The following is a 16,087-nucleotide window of genomic DNA, read 5'->3' as shown; positions in this document are numbered from 1 at the left end:
TCCATTAATAAAAGATGTTCGTTGATTTTTTTATCCGAAGACCAGTATTTTCTAGCGTTTGCGCCCTGATCATCCTTTTGGTGGGTACCGTCAGTATTGTTACCTTACCCATTGCTCGTTTTCCCGATATTGCGCCGACTCAAATCCAAATTACCGCTAACTATACGGGGGCAGATGCCGAGGTAGTGGAAAACACCGTTACCAACATCCTCGAAAGACAAATTAATGGAGTAGAAGGATTAAGATACATTTCTTCGAGTAGTACCAACTCAGGAACCAGTAGTATTACTGCCACTTTTGATGCTTCAAGGAATAAAGACTTGGCGGCCGTTGATATTCAAAATCAAATTTCTGTGGTGGAAGGGCAATTGCCCGATGTTGTGCAGAGGACAGGGGTTACGGTGACTCAACAGTCCAACAACATTTTAATGGGTTTTGGGATGTTTAGTGAAGATGGACAATATGATAATGACTTTCTTAGTAATTATGCAGAAAGGTTTTTGGTTGATGCCCTAAAAAGAATTGAGGGGGTGGCTGATGTTACGGTATTTGGAGAAAGACGTTATGCTATGCGCCTATGGGTTGATCCTAATCGTCTAAGTAGCCGTGGCTTAACCCCGATGGATGTGGAAAATGCTCTGCGAGAACAAAATGTTCAGGTGGGGGTTGGTGCGGTGGGTGCTGAACCTGCCATTGAGGGACAGGAATTTCAAATTTCTTTACGGGTGGTAAGCCAGTTGACGGAGCCAGAGGAGTTTGAGGATATAATTTTGCGAAGTGATGAGCAGACGGGTTCTTTAATTCGTTTTCGGGATGTGGGTAGGGTTGAATTGGGGGCGCAGAATTATGATTCTTTTGTGCGTTTTCGAGGAGTCGAGGCTGTGGGAGTGGGGATTTATCAGTTGCCTGGTTCCAATGCCCTAGAGGTTGCACAAAATGTAAAAACCCAGATGGCTGAGTTGGCAGAGCAGTTTCCAGATGGAATTAATATTCAACTGGCTTTTGACACTACGGGTTTTATTGAGGAGTCTTTGGATGAGGTCATCATAACTTTATTTATGTCGGTGGCGTTGGTAGTCCTAATCATTTTGGTATTTTTGCAGGATTGGCGTACTACTCTGATTCCTTCGTTAACTATTCCTTTGTCTTTGGTAGGAACTTTTGCTTTTGTGAGGGCTTTTGATTTTTCGATCAATACTCTTACTCTTTTTGGTTTGACTCTGGCGACGGGGTTGGTGGTGGACGATGCGATCGTGGTGGTAGAACAAATTTACCGTTATATTCAAGATCGTAATATGGAATCCCATCGAGCGGCTAGTGAGTCGATGAAGCAGTTGACGGGGGCTGTTATTGCTACTTCGTTGGTGTTGATGGCGGTGTTTATTCCTGTAACTTTTTTCCCAGGCACCACGGGGGCTTTATATAGGGAGTTTGCTTTAACTATCGCTTTTTCCATTGTAATTTCTACTTTCTTGGCTTTAACCTTGACACCTTCTCTGTGTGCTTTATTGTTAAAATCGGGGCAACATCCTCCTAATTGGATACAGCCTTTTTTTAATCGATTTAATTCTATTTTGGATTGGTTAACTCTAAAGTATGAGGGGTTTTTAACATTTCTTGCCCGTTTTAAGTTATTTGTGGTGGGAATATTTGTAGTTTTGATTGCTTTGACGGGATGGTTATATACGGTGGTGCCAACGGCTTTTGTACCCGAAGAGGATCAGGGTTATTTTATTACCATTATTCAAGCTCCTGAAGGGGTTTCGCTACAATATACCAGCGATGTGATGCGTCAGGTGGAGGAAGAAATTTTAGAGATTCCTGATGTGTTAGGGACTTTTGCCATCGGTGGTTTTTCTTTTGGGGGTAGTACCCCTAATCAGGGGATCATTTTTACCCCCTTGAAACCCTGGGGCGATCGCCCTAACGCCAGTCAGTCTGTGCAAGGCATTATCGGACAACTATTTCCCAAGTTCGCCATGATTCCTGAAGCGAGAATTATTCCCATCAATCCCCCTGCGATTCAAGGTTTAGGGGCTTTTGGGGGTTTTACCTTCAATTTACAGGATCGGCGCATTAATCCCGATTTACAATCGATGGTGGAAGTCATGGGACAATTTTTAGGAGCAGCAAATCAGGATGAAGCCCTAAGTGCTGTTTTTACTCAATTTGCGGCTAACAGTCCTCAATTAATTGTGGAGGTGAATAGAGAAAGGGCAAAGGTGCTGGATGTGAATTTGGATGATGTTTTTAGTACTATGGCAACCATGATGGGTGGTTCTTATGTCAATGATTTTACTATGCAACAACGGTCTTACCGAGTGTATGTGCAAGGAGACAAAGAGTTTAGAGCGAATCCTGAAAGTATGGACAACTTTTTCGTGCGCTCTGGGGGCGGTGAGATGATTCCTTTATCAAACCTTGTTACCATTACCCCTACGGTGGGGGCGCAAACCATTAATCACTATAATTTATTCCGTTCCATTGAAATCAATGGTTCCCCTGCCCCTGGTTATAGTTCGGGAAATGCCATTGAAGCAGTAGGGGCGATCGCCTCTCAAGTCTTACCTGTGGGCTTCGGCTATGAATGGACGGGCATTTCCTTGGAGGAAATTAGTGCGGGAAATTTGGCGATCATTATTTTTAGCTTAGGTATCGTTTTAGTTTTCCTTGTTTTATCCGCTCAGTATGAAAACTATGTGGATCCTTTCATCATCATTTTGGCTGTACCCTTAGCTATATTAGGGGCTTTATTGGCTCAAAGTTTGAGGGGTTTTAGCAACGATATTTATTGTCAAATTGGTTTAGTTATGTTAATTGGTTTAGCTAGTAAAAACTCCATCCTGATTGTGGAATTTGCTAATCAGCTACGGGATGAAGAGATGTCCACCGTTAAAGCCGCCATTGAAGCATCTAAACAAAGATTACGCCCTATCCTCATGACAGCTATTTCTACCCTCACAGGTATTTTTCCCCTTGTCATTGCCTCAGGGGCAGGGGCAGGTAGTCGTCAATCCCTTGGTACGGCAGTGTTTGGGGGAATGTTGGTAGCTACTTTCCTTAGTTTGTTTGTGGTTCCCATTCTTTATATAGTTATCAAAATGGCGGTAGAAAAAGTTTTGCCCAGAAAGCAACCCAAACAATTAGTACCAGAAAATTAAAATACCACCGCCCTATGGCAAAATATTAACCTAAACTATCATTACCAATAAAAAAAACTAATGTATAGCATTAGCAACTAAAAAAGCAATTCATAGGGATAACCGAACCTGTAAATCCCTATATACCGTACTTTATTAGAAAAACAAATATATTTATTGTTCCTATGGAGACTCAAATTATAATATAAAAAAAACTTATATTTTTTGAGGATAAGAATTTCATTGCTAATGTGTGAAGCATAATTTACATTTATCCTTTACTATTCATAATAGGCTTACTTTTATAGTAAGAAATAGCATTTGCAAACTATTTATTAAAGGAAACAAAATATGGCAACTTATAACGTTACCCTAGTAACTGAAGACGGCGAACAAACTATTGAAGTACCCGATGATGAGTATATCCTTGATGTAGCTGAAGAACAAGGTATTGACTTACCTTACTCTTGTCGTGCTGGTGCTTGTTCTACTTGTGCTGGTAAACTCGTTTCTGGTACCATCGATCAATCTGATCAATCTTTCTTAGATGATGATCAAATTGAAGCTGGATATGTTTTAACCTGTGTTGCTTATCCTACTTCTGATTGTAAAATCGAAACCCACAAAGAAGAAGACTTGTACTAAGTAATTTTTTTGGTAGGGGAAGCAATTGATTGTCGTTTTGAGGGCAATTAATTGTTTCTTATTTATCCCTAAGCCCCCCAGTAATATGGTAGGGGTGTTTTTTTGTTTGACTAAAAGTGTAGAAAATAATAATTGTTTTCCATTTTACGAAAAAAAGTCGTTAGAATCATTATATACAGCATAGTCAAGCAATCATAATGCCTCCCTTGAATTTAGATTTTAAAACCGTTTTTCCTTACCAATTGGATGATTTTCAGATAGATGCGATCGCACTTTTGGACGCAGGAAAATCCGTCTTAGTAACTGCACCAACGGGTTCAGGAAAAACACTCATCGGGGAGTATGCCATCTATCGTGCCTTAAACAGTGGGCAAAGGGTATTTTATACTACCCCATTAAAAGCCCTTTCCAACCAAAAATTTAGAGACTTTCAAGAAAAATTTGGTCAAACCCTTGTTCCTGAATCAGGATTATACGCAGAAATCGGCTTAATAACAGGGGATGTATCTATCAACCCCGAAGCCCCCATTGTGGTAATGACCACAGAAATTTTCCGTAATATGCTCTACAGTACCCCCATTGGGGAAGTGGGTACATCTGTTCGTAACGTCCAAAGTGTTGTTCTTGATGAATGTCATTATATCAATGATCCGGGGAGGGGAACAGTGTGGGAAGAATCAATTATCTATTGCCCCCCCCATATCCAATTAGTTGCCCTTTCCGCCACCGTGGGCAACCCTCAACAACTATGCGACTGGGTAAACCATGTGCGCCGTTGTCATTTTCAACAGGGAAATTTTAGCCGTTGTGAGTTAGTTAACTCTGATTTTCGCCCTGTACCCCTTAAATTTTATTTTAGTCATAGTAAAGGATTACAAAATTTATTTAAAGATAAAAGCGATAAAATCAACCCACAATTAAAAAGCCTTTTAAGACCCAATAAAAGAGGAAGATTTGATCGCAAAACTTGCCCTACTGTTAAAGGTTTAACCCAACAGTTAAACAATCAAAATATGCTTCCTGCGATATACATAATATTTAGTCGTAAAGGTTGTGATCAAGCGGTAGAATCATTAAACTATGTCAATTTAGTCTCCGTAGATGAGAGCAAAAAGATATTATCTTATTTATTACGTTTTTTACTTTTAGAAAGTATTGAATTACAAGATAAAATAGTTGAATTTGCTAGAAAAGAACATGAAATTACCTATGATAAAATCATTAGTTTTATCACTAAAAAAGAAGGCGGAGAAGTAGAATTAATTGAATTTTTGACCGAAAAGCCCTTATTAAAAGAGCGAATTTTACGCTTTTTAGGAGATAACAGCGAATTAGTCAGAAGTAGTCAAATCGAGCCTCTCACCAGGGGTATTGCTGCCCACCATGCGGGGATTTTACCAGCTTGGAAAGAATTAGTAGAGCGTTTATTTGAAAAAGGTTTAATTAAAATTGTTTTTGCCACCGCAACCCTTGCCGCAGGGATAAATATGCCCGCCCGTACCACCGTTATTTCTGCCTTACGCAAAAGAGGGGATGATGGTATTCGCACCCTTACCCCCTCAGAATTTTTACAAATTGCCGGAAGGGCAGGGCGCCGAGGTATGGATGAAGTGGGTTATGTTGTCACCGTGCAAACTCCCTATGAAGGAGTATTGATTGCTTCTAAATTGGCAAAAGCAGAGCCAGAAGCCTTGCGCAGTTGGTTTACCCCAAGTTATGGCATGGTATTAAATCTTTTACAAAAACATAGTATCGAAGAAGCTAAACAATTACTGGAATTGAGTTTTGCGGAATATTTAGCCCAAGTACAATTAAATCCCCAAGAAGAGGCGATCGCATCTTATACTAGAGAAATAACTAGATTAGATGTGGGTTTAGCAGGATACAACAGCAAAGATTTAAGCGCCTACGAAAAACTAAAAGAAAGACTAAAACAAGAGAAAAAAATTCTCAAACTATTCCAAAAAAACTGGCGCCAACAAAGAGTTGAAGCCCTAAAACCATCCATAGCCAATCTCATTCCTGGAAATATCCTCAGTCTCAACCGTCAGGGCAAGAAAAACGCCTACGTCGCAGAAGGGGTAATGATAGCCAAAATATCCAACAACAACCAAGAATTCTTCCTCTGTCTTGGCAAAGATAATCATTGGTATATCGCCTCTATCAGTGACATCATCGATATTAACTCAGGAAAAATGCCCCTAAACCTAGTGGAAAACCTCTATTTACCAGAAATAGAAAATATCTGTGCCGGGCAACTGTGCGCAGGGGATGCCACCAGCCAAGCAATTACCGATTTAATTAGCGAACATGAAAAAGAATATACCCCCGTCAACGAAGAAATACTTGCCCAAGAAAAACGCATTGAAGCAGTAGAAAACCTAGTTAAACAACATCCCCTCGACAAAGTAGAAAAAATTGGGCAGTTGATGCGCAACAACAGCAAACGACAAACCCTCAAACAAGAATTAACCACAATCCAAAATCAATACCAAAAAGTAAAATCCCATAGTTCCTATTATTGGCAAGAATTCCTTGCCCTCGTGGAAATTTTAAGAGAATTTGGTGCCTTAAAAGAGTTTGAACCAACTATTCTAGGGGAAGCCGCCGCCGTGATTCGAGGAGAAAACGAGCTATGGTTAGCCCTTGCCCTAACCTCTGGACATTTAGACTTTTTACCCCCCCACTACCTTGCCCCTGCCATTACAGCCCTAATTACTGACCCTCCAAGGTTTGATACTTGGGTGGCTTATCAACCCTCTGTGCAGGTTTTAGATGCTTTGGGCTTAGTAAAAATAGATGATGAATATAATCCAGAAGAGCAGTTGACAGAAACACGCCGTAAACTATATCAAGCCCAAACAAAAAAAGATATTACCATGCCCGTTTACCTAGAAAGGGATGTCATTGGTTTATCAGAGGCTTGGTGTATGGGAGTGACATGGGATGAACTTTGTTCTAATACTACCCTTGACGAAGGAGATATTGTCCGTATTTTACGGCGCACCGTAGATGTTTTATGGCAAATTCCTCAAGTGCCGGGGGTTAATGCTCGACTTGCCGACACCGCAAGGGATGCTTTTGCTAAGATGAAGCGTTTTCCTATCTAATTATTTTCTGTAAGGGCAATTTCCATTACTTTTATAGGCACGGCGTTATACACCTGTTGTAAATACTGCATCACCGCTTGAGAATCATTATAGGGTAGAGGAATTGCCCCCAATACATCCAAAATATTTTTATTATCTGTGGGAGGAGTAATCACAACTAAGGAGGAGTCTAATGGTTCGTTATATTCCCAAAAGCTATCGATACTAAGAGGTACAGAAGTTTTATTAGCTTTAGCTTTTCTTTTTGGTAAGGATTTAATTTTGCCCAACATCTCAGGCTTTGGCTCTTTTCCTGACAATTTGAGACCACGACAAATCCTCAACGCTTCTAAAATTTGTTCTTTACTTCTACCCCGAAGCTGAAATATAATGAAAGGGTCTTCACTAAAACGATCAGCTAGTTGATAATACACTGCCCCAATATGTTTACAGGGGTTAGCTTTGTCTGGGCAAGTACAACGAGATTTAACATCGGTTAGGTTAAAAGGGAATAGACTTAAGCCATTTTTGATAAATACTTGTTCGATTTCTGAAGGCATTTCCCCCACTAGCAACTGAGCGGCTAAAAGTGCTTTTTCTGACATGGTTTCAATGACATATCCCCAGTCTTCGTCGGAAAATGCTTCTAGGGAAAGGGTTACTCGATAAGGTTGAGATTCGCTTCCTTGTACTTCGGATATAAGATGATTTTGTTTAAATTCAATGTTTAAAACGTTTCCTTCTCTGGCATAGTTGCGCGCTCTTTCTAGTCTTTTTTTGAAGCGGTAGGAGTCTAATAATTCTAACCATTTTTCTACCCACCACTGTCTATTAATCATTTGATTCATCACTTTTTATCCAGAAACAATATATTTTGAGGGGTTGTTCTATATTATCAGTTTTGAGACCATGGGAATAATGGATAGTTAGGTTGTCGTGAATGAATCGGAAAGTGTCATTAACTTTTGGCTAGGGGTAAGGAAAAGCGAAAAGTAGTACCTTGGTGGAGTTGGCTTGTAACCTCGATCGCCCCTACCTGTAATTCTACTAATTTTTTGGTAATAGCTAACCCAATACCACTACCCCCAGAATAACTGTTCCGAGAGCGATCGCCCCGCCAAAATCGCTCAAATACATGGGGTAAATCTTCGGGGGCAATACCCACCCCCGTATCCTGTACCGTTATCCATAAATATTTATTGACTACCTTTGTGGATATTTCGATAGAGCCTATCTCCGTATAACGAATAGCATTACCCAATAGATTAACTAAAATTTGCTCAGTGCGATCGCCATCCGCCATCACCAAAGGTAAACTATAAGGACACGATAACTTTAACACAGGGCCATCATCCAAAAGCTGATCTCGAAACCTCGTCACCAACCCCCTCAAAAGAGGCAAAAGATTAATGGGTTTAACATCAATGGATAAATAACCAGCCTCCGCCTTCGACAACTCCTGTAAATCACGGGTCAAATTTTCCAACCGCCTTGTTTCCCTGATTAAATTGACATACAACTGAGGAGAAGCCTCAATATCCCCCGAAGCCAACTCCTCCAAATAACCCCTTACCACCGTCAAAGGAGTACGCAACTCATGGGTTAAATCTCCCACCAAATCCCTCCGCCTTCTTTCCACATCCTCCAAACTACTTGCCATGCGATTAAAACTAACACTCAACTGATTCAACTCAGGAATCTCGCTCTCTGGTATTCTTTGCTCCCAATGGCCTGCCGTAAAATTATGAGTGATATTTTCTATTTGCTTAAGGGGTTTCATAATTCGCCGACTCAGATAGTAACTCAACCCCCCCGCTGTTAACCCACCCAAAATTAAAGACCAAGTAGCGCTACGATTCCAAGCCGTTTGAAAACCATCAATTAGATACGTTTTAGCCGATCTCACTGTCAAAAATCCCTTCCTTTCCAACTGCTCCAACCTCACCACAAAAAACTGAGGAGAAGACACCTTCGCTATGACAATAAAAGTGCTTAAACCCACAACCATTACTGCCAAGTGAGATAAAAAAAGCCTTGTACCCAAACTCATTTTTTGTTTCATAAAAAACTCATAATTACTCTCCTTTTATTATGAATCACGGTAAATTATATGGTTTGCATCCAAAACCACTTAAAAGCTCCTGTGATATAGACTTTTTTTATGTAACTCAGACTATCACAGAGGCTCTAATACCAAATCCGATTAGTAAAGTTTACTTATTATTATTCACCGTGTAACAATTGATAATAAACAATTACTATCTGTTGCCTATTCCCTGTTCCCTGCCCTAATTAGTATATTATTGAAACAAGATTTAGTATAAAAGTATTATCAGCGAGTGAGTTCCACCCATTCTCACTCTACTGTCCCTGTAAAGCTCTCCAAGGTGGAAAAAATTTAATGATTAGGCTTTAAACAGGGATTTTTGAATCATGTTGATTTAAAATATATGTGCGTGTAATACTTCCGCATCACAAAGATAAATGATGCCCGAATAATCCTCAAAAAATTGTTCTGCAACCTCATCGGAAATTTTGAGAGCCATTTCCCTACTAGGGGTAAGTATCTCAAACTTGATATTGGAGTAGGTATCGGAAACAGTGGGTTGTCCAGAAGAGCGCACATTACGACTACCTTTACCACCCGCAGCCACCACCGTATAACCAGTGGCTCCTACTTTATCGATAACTTTAGCGATTTGCTTAAGTAATAATTTTTCTGTGACAATGACGAGCTTACTAGCTTTTTGGGTCATATGGATTACCTCTTGATATATTTTTTTGTAATAGCTAAAGACAATAATCTATACTTTTGTCTTTAATTATACTTTTTAGTATATGTTAGTCTTCTCTAAATCCACTACTATCTATAGGAAAACATTGATCAAATTTCAAGAAGCATTTTATAAAAAATACTTATGATTTTATGTTTCTAAACACTACTCACAATTGGATTGTCAGGAAGGCGAAAACTAAAGCTCTTGTCTTGTATGGTTTTGTCCATGGTCACAATAATTAATCTTAAATTTGTAGAAACGAAGCATAAGTAAAACTTATATCCTAAATTTAATATTACTTAGCTGATTTATGCCCCAAAGTCTTACATTTAAAGTTTTTTTCGATATACTTTGATGTATGGTCTTTTACTTAACAATAGAGTTAAGTCTATATACAATATTTAAGAAAAAAAGACATTATTTATATTTTGAGGGGATTCCCTTATTTACGGTTTTACTTTCTAGTAGTTCATATCAAATCTAAGGAGGAATTACAAAGTGGATTTTTTATCAAGTTTTTTTTCAGGCTTTCTATCGCAGTTACAGTCTCCAACCCTCGGTTTTCTCATTGGTGGTATGGTGGTAGCGGCGCTCAATAGCCAACTTCAAATTCCAGATGCAGTATATAAATTTATTGTTTTTATGCTGCTCATCAAAGTGGGGCTTAGTGGTGGCATTGCTATCCGTAACGCCAATCTAGGGGAGATGATATTACCCGCAATATTTGCGGTGGTCATAGGATTGATTATCGTCTTTATTGGGCGTTATACCCTTGCTAAGTTACCCAATGTTAAAGTAGTAGATGCGATCGCCACTGCCGGTTTATTTGGTGCGGTCAGTGGCTCTACCTTAGCGGCTGCATTAACTCTATTAGAAGAGCAAGGCATAGAATATGAAGCATGGGCAGCAGCACTCTATCCGTTTATGGACATCCCCGCTTTGGTGGGCGCCATCGTATTAGCAAGTATTTATACCAAAAAGCAACGTGCCATCCTCGCAGATGAGTATCCTCAAAAACAGCCCGTGGCGGCTGGTGATTATTCTAGTGGTAATGCCGATTATCCCAGTACCAGACAAGAGTATCTCAATAAACAACGTAGTAGCTCAAATAAACGGGTAGAAATATGGCCCATCGTCAAAGAAAGCCTCCAAGGCTCTGCTCTATCTGCTTTGTTATTGGGCTTGGCTCTAGGCTTGTTAACTCGACCTGAAAGCGTTTATGAGACTTTCTTTAATCCCCTTTTCCGTGGTCTGCTTTCAATTTTAATGTTGGTAATGGGTATGGAAGCCACCGCAAGACTTGGGGAATTGCGCAAAGTTGCTCAATGGTACGCTGTATATGGTTTAGTTGCCCCTTTACTCCATGGACTCATCGCATTTGGTTTTGGTATGATTGCCCATGAACTTACGGGATTCAGTCTTGGTGGTGTGGTTATTTTAGCGGTTATTGCTTCTTCTAGCTCAGATATTTCTGGCCCTCCCACTTTACGGGCAGGTATTCCTTCCGCTAACCCTTCCGCCTACATCGGATCTTCTACTGCGGTGGGTACTCCCGTTGCGATCGCCATAGGCATTCCCCTATATATCGGACTTGCCCAGGCCTTTATGGGAGGATGAGTTAAAACGGTTTACGGTCTGCTGTTGCTTCCTTAATCTGCAGACCAATACCGTATATCAAAGTGAGATTTTGTTTCCAGAACGAAGGCTCTGATTGCTTTCAATATTATAATAAAAAGCTATTATTCTCTAACACAAAAAAATAACTATTCCACTTCTTCGACATCGCTAAAACTTCTTTGTTTATCCTGTACTAAGAGATAAGTCAAACTTATTTGTTATTGTGCCTAAACTCTATTATCATAGCAGTGATAATATATTTACGCTTAATATCATAGATATAACTCTATAGCACACTAAGGATAAAAAGGAAACAAGTGGATGCAAATTACTAATCAAATACATTTTCGCAATGTAAGGGGAGACTTATTAGGAGGTTTAACCGCTGCCGTTATTGCTTTACCCATGGCTCTTGCTTTTGGTATCGCTTCGGGGGCTGGAGCAAGTGCTGGATTATGGGGAGCAGTCTTGGTAGGTTTTTTTGCCGCCCTTTTTGGTGGTACACCTACCCTCATTTCCGAGCCTACGGGTCCAATGACAGTTATCATGACCGCCGTTATTGCTAGTTTAACCGCTAGTGACCCTGAAAACGGCATGGCCATGGCTTTTACCGTGGTAATGCTGGCAGGGGTTTTTCAAATTATATTTGGTTTATTAAAGCTCGGAAAATACGTCACCATGATGCCCTACACGGTGATTTCTGGGTTTATGACAGGTATCGGACTGATTCTGGTCATTTTGCAAATCGCTCCTTTTTTAGGGCAGGGAACACCCTCTGGAGGGGTCATTGGTACTCTTCAAAATATTCCAGATCTCATCGGTGGTATCAATCCTTTAGAGACTGTTTTGGCAGTAATGACAGTCATTCTTTTGTATGTAGTGCCTCGTCGTTATCGTCAATATTGTCCTCCTCAACTTTTGGCTCTTGTGGCAGGGACGGTAGTTTCTTTGGTATTTTTTGGTGATGTGGATATTCGTCGTATCGGTGAAATTCCCACGGGTTTACCGACTTTACAAGTACCAACCTTTGGAGCTAGTCAATTAAGAACAATGGTGATCGATGCTATGGTATTGGGGATGTTGGGTTGTATTGATGCGCTTCTTACTTCCGTGGTAGCAGATAGTTTGACTCGTACCGAGCATAATTCTAATAAGGAGTTGATTGGGCAGGGTTTAGGTAACTTATTTTCTGGTTTATTTGGTGGTATCGCTGGGGCTGGGGCAACCATGGGAACTGTGGTAAATATCCAAACTGGGGGTAGAACTGCTTTATCGGGTATTGCGAGGGCCTCTATTTTATTTATTGTGGTGGTGTGGGCTGCTCCTTTGACGGCGAATATTCCTTTGGCGGTATTGGCAGGGATTGCTTTTAAGGTAGGTCTTAATATTATGGACTGGGGATTCTTGAAAAGGGTTCACAAAATTTCTTGGAAGGCCGCAGGGATTGTCTATGGAGTAATTCTTTTAACGGTATTGGTTGATTTGATGGTAGCCGTGGGTGTGGGAATATTTATTGCCAATGTGATGACCATTGAGAAGTTATCTGAGTTTCGTTCTAAGTCTGTGAAAATGGTCAGTGATGCGGATGACCAAATTGTTTTGAATGCTGAAGAGAAGCAAGTATTGGATTTGGCTGGAGGTAGAATGTTGCTTTTCCATCTCAGTGGGCCAATGATTTTTGGGGTGGCAAAGGCCATTGAGCGAGAACACAATGCAGTTAACAATTATGATGTGTTGATTGTTGATTTATCAGAAGTTCCTATTTTGGGGGTGACATCTTCCCTTGCCTTGGAAAATGCCATCAAAGAAGCTATTGATCAAAATAATGAGGTGATTATTGTGGGGGCGACAGGTAAGGTTAAAAATCGTCTTGAAAAATTGGGTTTGGCTGGATTAATTCCTGCTCACAATTGGATGGGCGATCGCCTTTATGCCTTACAACAAGGACTAGCAACAGTCAGAAACAGACAAAGCGAAGTGTACGAAACCTCTGGAGCTAACCTTGACGTAGAAGAAAAAATCTAAATATTAACTAATAAATTTTAGATAACATAACCAAAAAGTTGGGTTTAATTAATAAAAAAACCCAACTTTTTTTATACCCATATTTTTAAAGACAGATTCAAACTAAATTTGGGGTTCTAAACGAGCATAGAAAGAACCACGAATTTTAACATCTTCAGGCTCCTCAGCACCTAAATCAGTGGAAGAAGGCTGTTCACTTTCAAAAATACCAGCAATCTCTCCAGTTTCAGCATCAACCTTGGTAATTTGTAAAGACATTTCACCATTCATGATGTCTGCTTGTTTGAGGTTACTACGGGTATATTCAGAATTATCTGCACCAGCAGGAAGAGCAACCGCATTATCATAACCGCTAGTTAAACCACGTCCTTTAGGATCTAAGAAAGAAGCCCCACGATAAGAAGGAACTTTAAAATCACCTTTAAAATCCGTAGAACTATTAACAGAAGTGAAACCAGGTTCAGTTTGAGCAATTAACTTTTTAATGGTAAAGAAGAAAGGAACTTGATCTCCACCAGGTAATAAAACAGTAATAATTTGGAAATCAATACCATCAAATTCTTTGAAGGTTAAAACTCCTTCCTCATCAGCAACAATACTACCTCTGATTTGTTCTAAGCTGGTGGTATCTCTAGTCAATACCTTTGCTTGAATATATTCAGCCTCTTTTCTTTTGTTAACAGGCTCTTCTTTGACAAAATATTCTTCAGGCTCTAAACACATATCAACCACCGCTAGGGGCTGATCGGGGCTAATATCAATGGAACCACGGGTAAACTCATTAATTTGGGGACATTTATTTGCCAATCCAGTATTAACAATTTCATCATAGGTGATTGTTTTGGGATCATATGCTTTGGCTTGTCCATCACTACAAGCTCCTAAAAACCCTAAGCATACAATCAAGAAAGCTACTAATAGGTTACGAAACCTCATGATTTGACCTCTCTTTTGATTTTTTTCTAAATTTTTAATTTTAAATCTTGTGTTTTACTTATGATTGCTAATTTTTTTCTGGTTGCCATACTAAAAAAACTAGCTCGTCTAAGTATAGTTAGATTTGTCGTAATCTACTTTACCAAATTAAGAGTCGTTATAGGAAACTTAAAGTTTTGTAATAATAAGGAATAGGGAACGGGGAACGGGGAACAGGCAATAGTGATAATATTTTAGTGTCTCGATATCAGTGTCATTCAATTATATTTTATACAATGATTAAGCAACGCCAATTTTATTTTAATGGGAATAAAAGACTGATTCCCTTATGTTCCCCATGATTTTAATATTTAAAAGTTTCCCTAACACCTATCACCCCATAATTATCTGCCCATACCAACATAGCGGAAGCCGAGTTCCTCGATCGCCCTTTTATCAAGGAAGTTACGCCCGTCGATGATTAAAGGCTGTTTCATAGCCTTAGCCATCTTCTCAAAATCAAGTTCTAAAAACTCTTGCCAATCGGTAACTAACACCAAAGCATCGCAACCATCAGCCAACATAGAAGCATCACTTTCGATGATTACCCCCGATAAACCATGACTAATACCCGTTTGAGAAACAATGGGATCATAGGCTTTTACCTTAGCCCCGAGGCGATTTAACTCCTCAATAATATTTAAAGCAGGAGCATCTCTCATGTCATCGGTATCAGGCTTAAAAGTTAAACCCAGCAAACCCACAACCTTCCCCTTAAGGATTTTTAACTCCTGTTGTAATTTCTCGATGGCCATTACCCGTTGTCGTTTATTCACATTAACGGCGGCGTTAAGTAATTCCGTGTTATAACCATAGTCCTCCGCCGTGTGGATAAGGGCTGATACATCCTTCGGAAAACAAGAGCCACCCCAACCAATGCCAGCCTGGAGAAATTTGCTACCAATGCGAGAATCTAAACCTATACCCTTGGCAACCTGAGTAACATCAGCTCCTACACGATCGCACACATTCGCCACTTCATTAATAAAACTAATCTTAGTAGCCAAGAAAGCATTGGCGGCATATTTAATCATCTCAGCAGAATTTAAATCCGTTACCACCACTGGCACAGGGGGTAAAGACTTATTCCGCGAAAATTCATGATTAATTAAAGGTTGATATAATTGCGTCATCAGGGAGATCGCCTGATCACTAGAGCCACCAAGTACAATGCGATCGGGATTAAAAGTATCATATACCGCACTACCCTCGCGCAAAAATTCAGGATTACTCACCACATCAAAAGGAGCCTCCGCTTCTTCCCTCATGGTAAAGCCTTCTCCCTGAGAAACCCCAGACCTTTCCTTTAGCCCATCTAAAACAATCATGCGAACCCAATCCCCCGAACCGATAGGCACAGTAGATTTATTAACAATAACCTTATAACCACCATTCAAATTCGCCCCAATGCCCTTGGCTACCGCTTCTACATAACGAGTATCACTTTCCCCCGTGGGTAAAGGAGGAGTACCCACCGCAATAAATAGAATCTCACCATGGTTTACCCCAGCCCCTAAATCCGTCGAAAAAGACAACCGCCCCGAATCCATAGAAGAGCGCATCAATTCTGATAAACCAGGTTCATAAATGGGGGACTGCCCCTGTTTCATCAAATTAACCTTATTCTCATTATTGTCGATACAGATAACATCATGACCAATATGGGCCAAACAAACTCCTGTTACCAATCCAACATAACCAGTACCGATAACACAAACTTTCATAGCAAATAAATATTTTAAAAGGCTTTCATATTATGGAAGTGTATAACAAAAAACAGTATCGTGCGCTCTTTATAAGTTTGAAGTCGAAGAAACAA

At 40.0% G+C, this 16,087-nt stretch carries 10 protein-coding genes; 5 read left to right on the top strand and 5 right to left on the bottom strand.

The window, feature by feature from the left end:
* Window positions 1-14: 14 nt before the first annotated feature.
* The 3 genes from AA637_RS05470 to AA637_RS05460 all read left to right on the top strand — a co-directional run bounded on the left by AA637_RS05470 (window position 15) and on the right by AA637_RS05460 (window position 6,895).
* The gene (locus AA637_RS05470; RefSeq protein WP_446684216.1) at window positions 15-3,161 is read left to right on the top strand and encodes an efflux RND transporter permease subunit; all 3,147 of its coding nucleotides are present in this window, start codon (window positions 15-17) and stop codon (window positions 3,159-3,161) included.
* Between the two features lie 330 nt (window positions 3,162-3,491).
* Entirely contained in the window at window positions 3,492-3,785 is a 294-nt protein-coding gene (locus AA637_RS05465) for a ferredoxin (RefSeq protein WP_015221325.1), read from the top strand.
* A 197-nt stretch (window positions 3,786-3,982) separates the two neighbouring features.
* The gene (locus tag AA637_RS05460; protein ID WP_446684215.1) at window positions 3,983-6,895 is read left to right on the top strand and encodes a DEAD/DEAH box helicase; all 2,913 of its coding nucleotides are present in this window, start codon (window positions 3,983-3,985) and stop codon (window positions 6,893-6,895) included.
* Here AA637_RS05460 and AA637_RS05455 read toward each other — a convergent pair.
* From AA637_RS05455 to AA637_RS05445, 3 genes are all read right to left on the bottom strand, one after another.
* Window positions 6,892-7,713 (bottom strand): SWIM zinc finger family protein, encoded by an 822-nt coding sequence (locus AA637_RS05455; RefSeq protein ID WP_446684214.1) that lies wholly within the window; start codon window positions 7,711-7,713, stop codon window positions 6,892-6,894. The genes AA637_RS05460 and AA637_RS05455 overlap by 4 nt on opposite strands.
* Window positions 7,714-7,832: 119 nt before the next feature.
* A complete protein-coding gene (locus AA637_RS05450) occupies window positions 7,833-8,936 on the bottom strand; it encodes a sensor histidine kinase (RefSeq protein ID WP_446684213.1) in 1,104 nt (367 codons plus the stop codon).
* A 379-nt stretch (window positions 8,937-9,315) separates the two neighbouring features.
* A complete protein-coding gene (locus AA637_RS05445) occupies window positions 9,316-9,630 on the bottom strand; it encodes a P-II family nitrogen regulator (RefSeq protein WP_446684212.1) in 315 nt (104 codons plus the stop codon).
* Window positions 9,631-10,149: 519 nt separating this feature from the next.
* Between AA637_RS05445 and AA637_RS05440 the strand changes: the two genes are divergently transcribed.
* Both AA637_RS05440 and bicA read left to right on the top strand, forming a co-directional pair.
* A complete protein-coding gene (locus tag AA637_RS05440; protein WP_446684211.1) occupies window positions 10,150-11,268 on the top strand; it encodes a sodium-dependent bicarbonate transport family permease in 1,119 nt (372 codons plus the stop codon).
* 321 nt (window positions 11,269-11,589) lie between these two features.
* Complete coding sequence (bicA, locus tag AA637_RS05435; RefSeq protein WP_446684210.1) at window positions 11,590-13,293, top strand: bicarbonate transporter BicA; 1,704 nt, start codon at window positions 11,590-11,592, stop codon at window positions 13,291-13,293.
* 102 nt (window positions 13,294-13,395) lie between these two features.
* On the opposite strand, the gene psbO is transcribed toward bicA, so the two are convergent.
* Window positions 13,396-14,229: a photosystem II manganese-stabilizing polypeptide gene (gene psbO / locus AA637_RS05430; protein ID WP_446684209.1), complete on the bottom strand. Its 834-nt coding sequence runs from the start codon at window positions 14,227-14,229 to the stop codon at window positions 13,396-13,398.
* A 383-nt stretch (window positions 14,230-14,612) separates the two neighbouring features.
* Entirely contained in the window at window positions 14,613-15,992 is a 1,380-nt protein-coding gene (locus tag AA637_RS05425) for a UDP-glucose dehydrogenase family protein (RefSeq protein ID WP_446684208.1), read from the bottom strand.
* Between the last annotated feature and the right edge of the window lie 95 nt (window positions 15,993-16,087).

Origin of the sequence: Cyanobacterium sp. HL-69, assembly GCA_002813895.1 — a bacterium.
In the GTDB taxonomy this organism is placed as follows: domain Bacteria; phylum Cyanobacteriota; class Cyanobacteriia; order Cyanobacteriales; family Cyanobacteriaceae; genus Cyanobacterium.
Note: the sequence above shows the minus strand (reverse complement) of the source record. Positions and strands in the feature narration are given on the sequence as shown.

Coding starts and splice junctions, on each gene's coding strand:
- AA637_RS05455 (WP_446684214.1), bottom strand. CDS start 7,713: ATGATTAATAGACAGTGGTGGGTAGAAAAATGGTTAGAATTATTAGAC.
- AA637_RS05425 (WP_446684208.1), bottom strand. CDS start 15,992: ATGAAAGTTTGTGTTATCGGTACTGGTTATGTTGGATTGGTAACAGGA.
- AA637_RS05470 (WP_446684216.1), top strand. CDS start 15: ATGTTCGTTGATTTTTTTATCCGAAGACCAGTATTTTCTAGCGTTTGC.
- psbO (WP_446684209.1), bottom strand. CDS start 14,229: ATGAGGTTTCGTAACCTATTAGTAGCTTTCTTGATTGTATGCTTAGGG.
- AA637_RS05445 (WP_446684212.1), bottom strand. CDS start 9,630: ATGACCCAAAAAGCTAGTAAGCTCGTCATTGTCACAGAAAAATTATTA.
- AA637_RS05460 (WP_446684215.1), top strand. CDS start 3,983: ATGCCTCCCTTGAATTTAGATTTTAAAACCGTTTTTCCTTACCAATTG.
- AA637_RS05465 (WP_015221325.1), top strand. CDS start 3,492: ATGGCAACTTATAACGTTACCCTAGTAACTGAAGACGGCGAACAAACT.
- AA637_RS05450 (WP_446684213.1), bottom strand. CDS start 8,936: ATGAAACAAAAAATGAGTTTGGGTACAAGGCTTTTTTTATCTCACTTG.
- bicA (WP_446684210.1), top strand. CDS start 11,590: ATGCAAATTACTAATCAAATACATTTTCGCAATGTAAGGGGAGACTTA.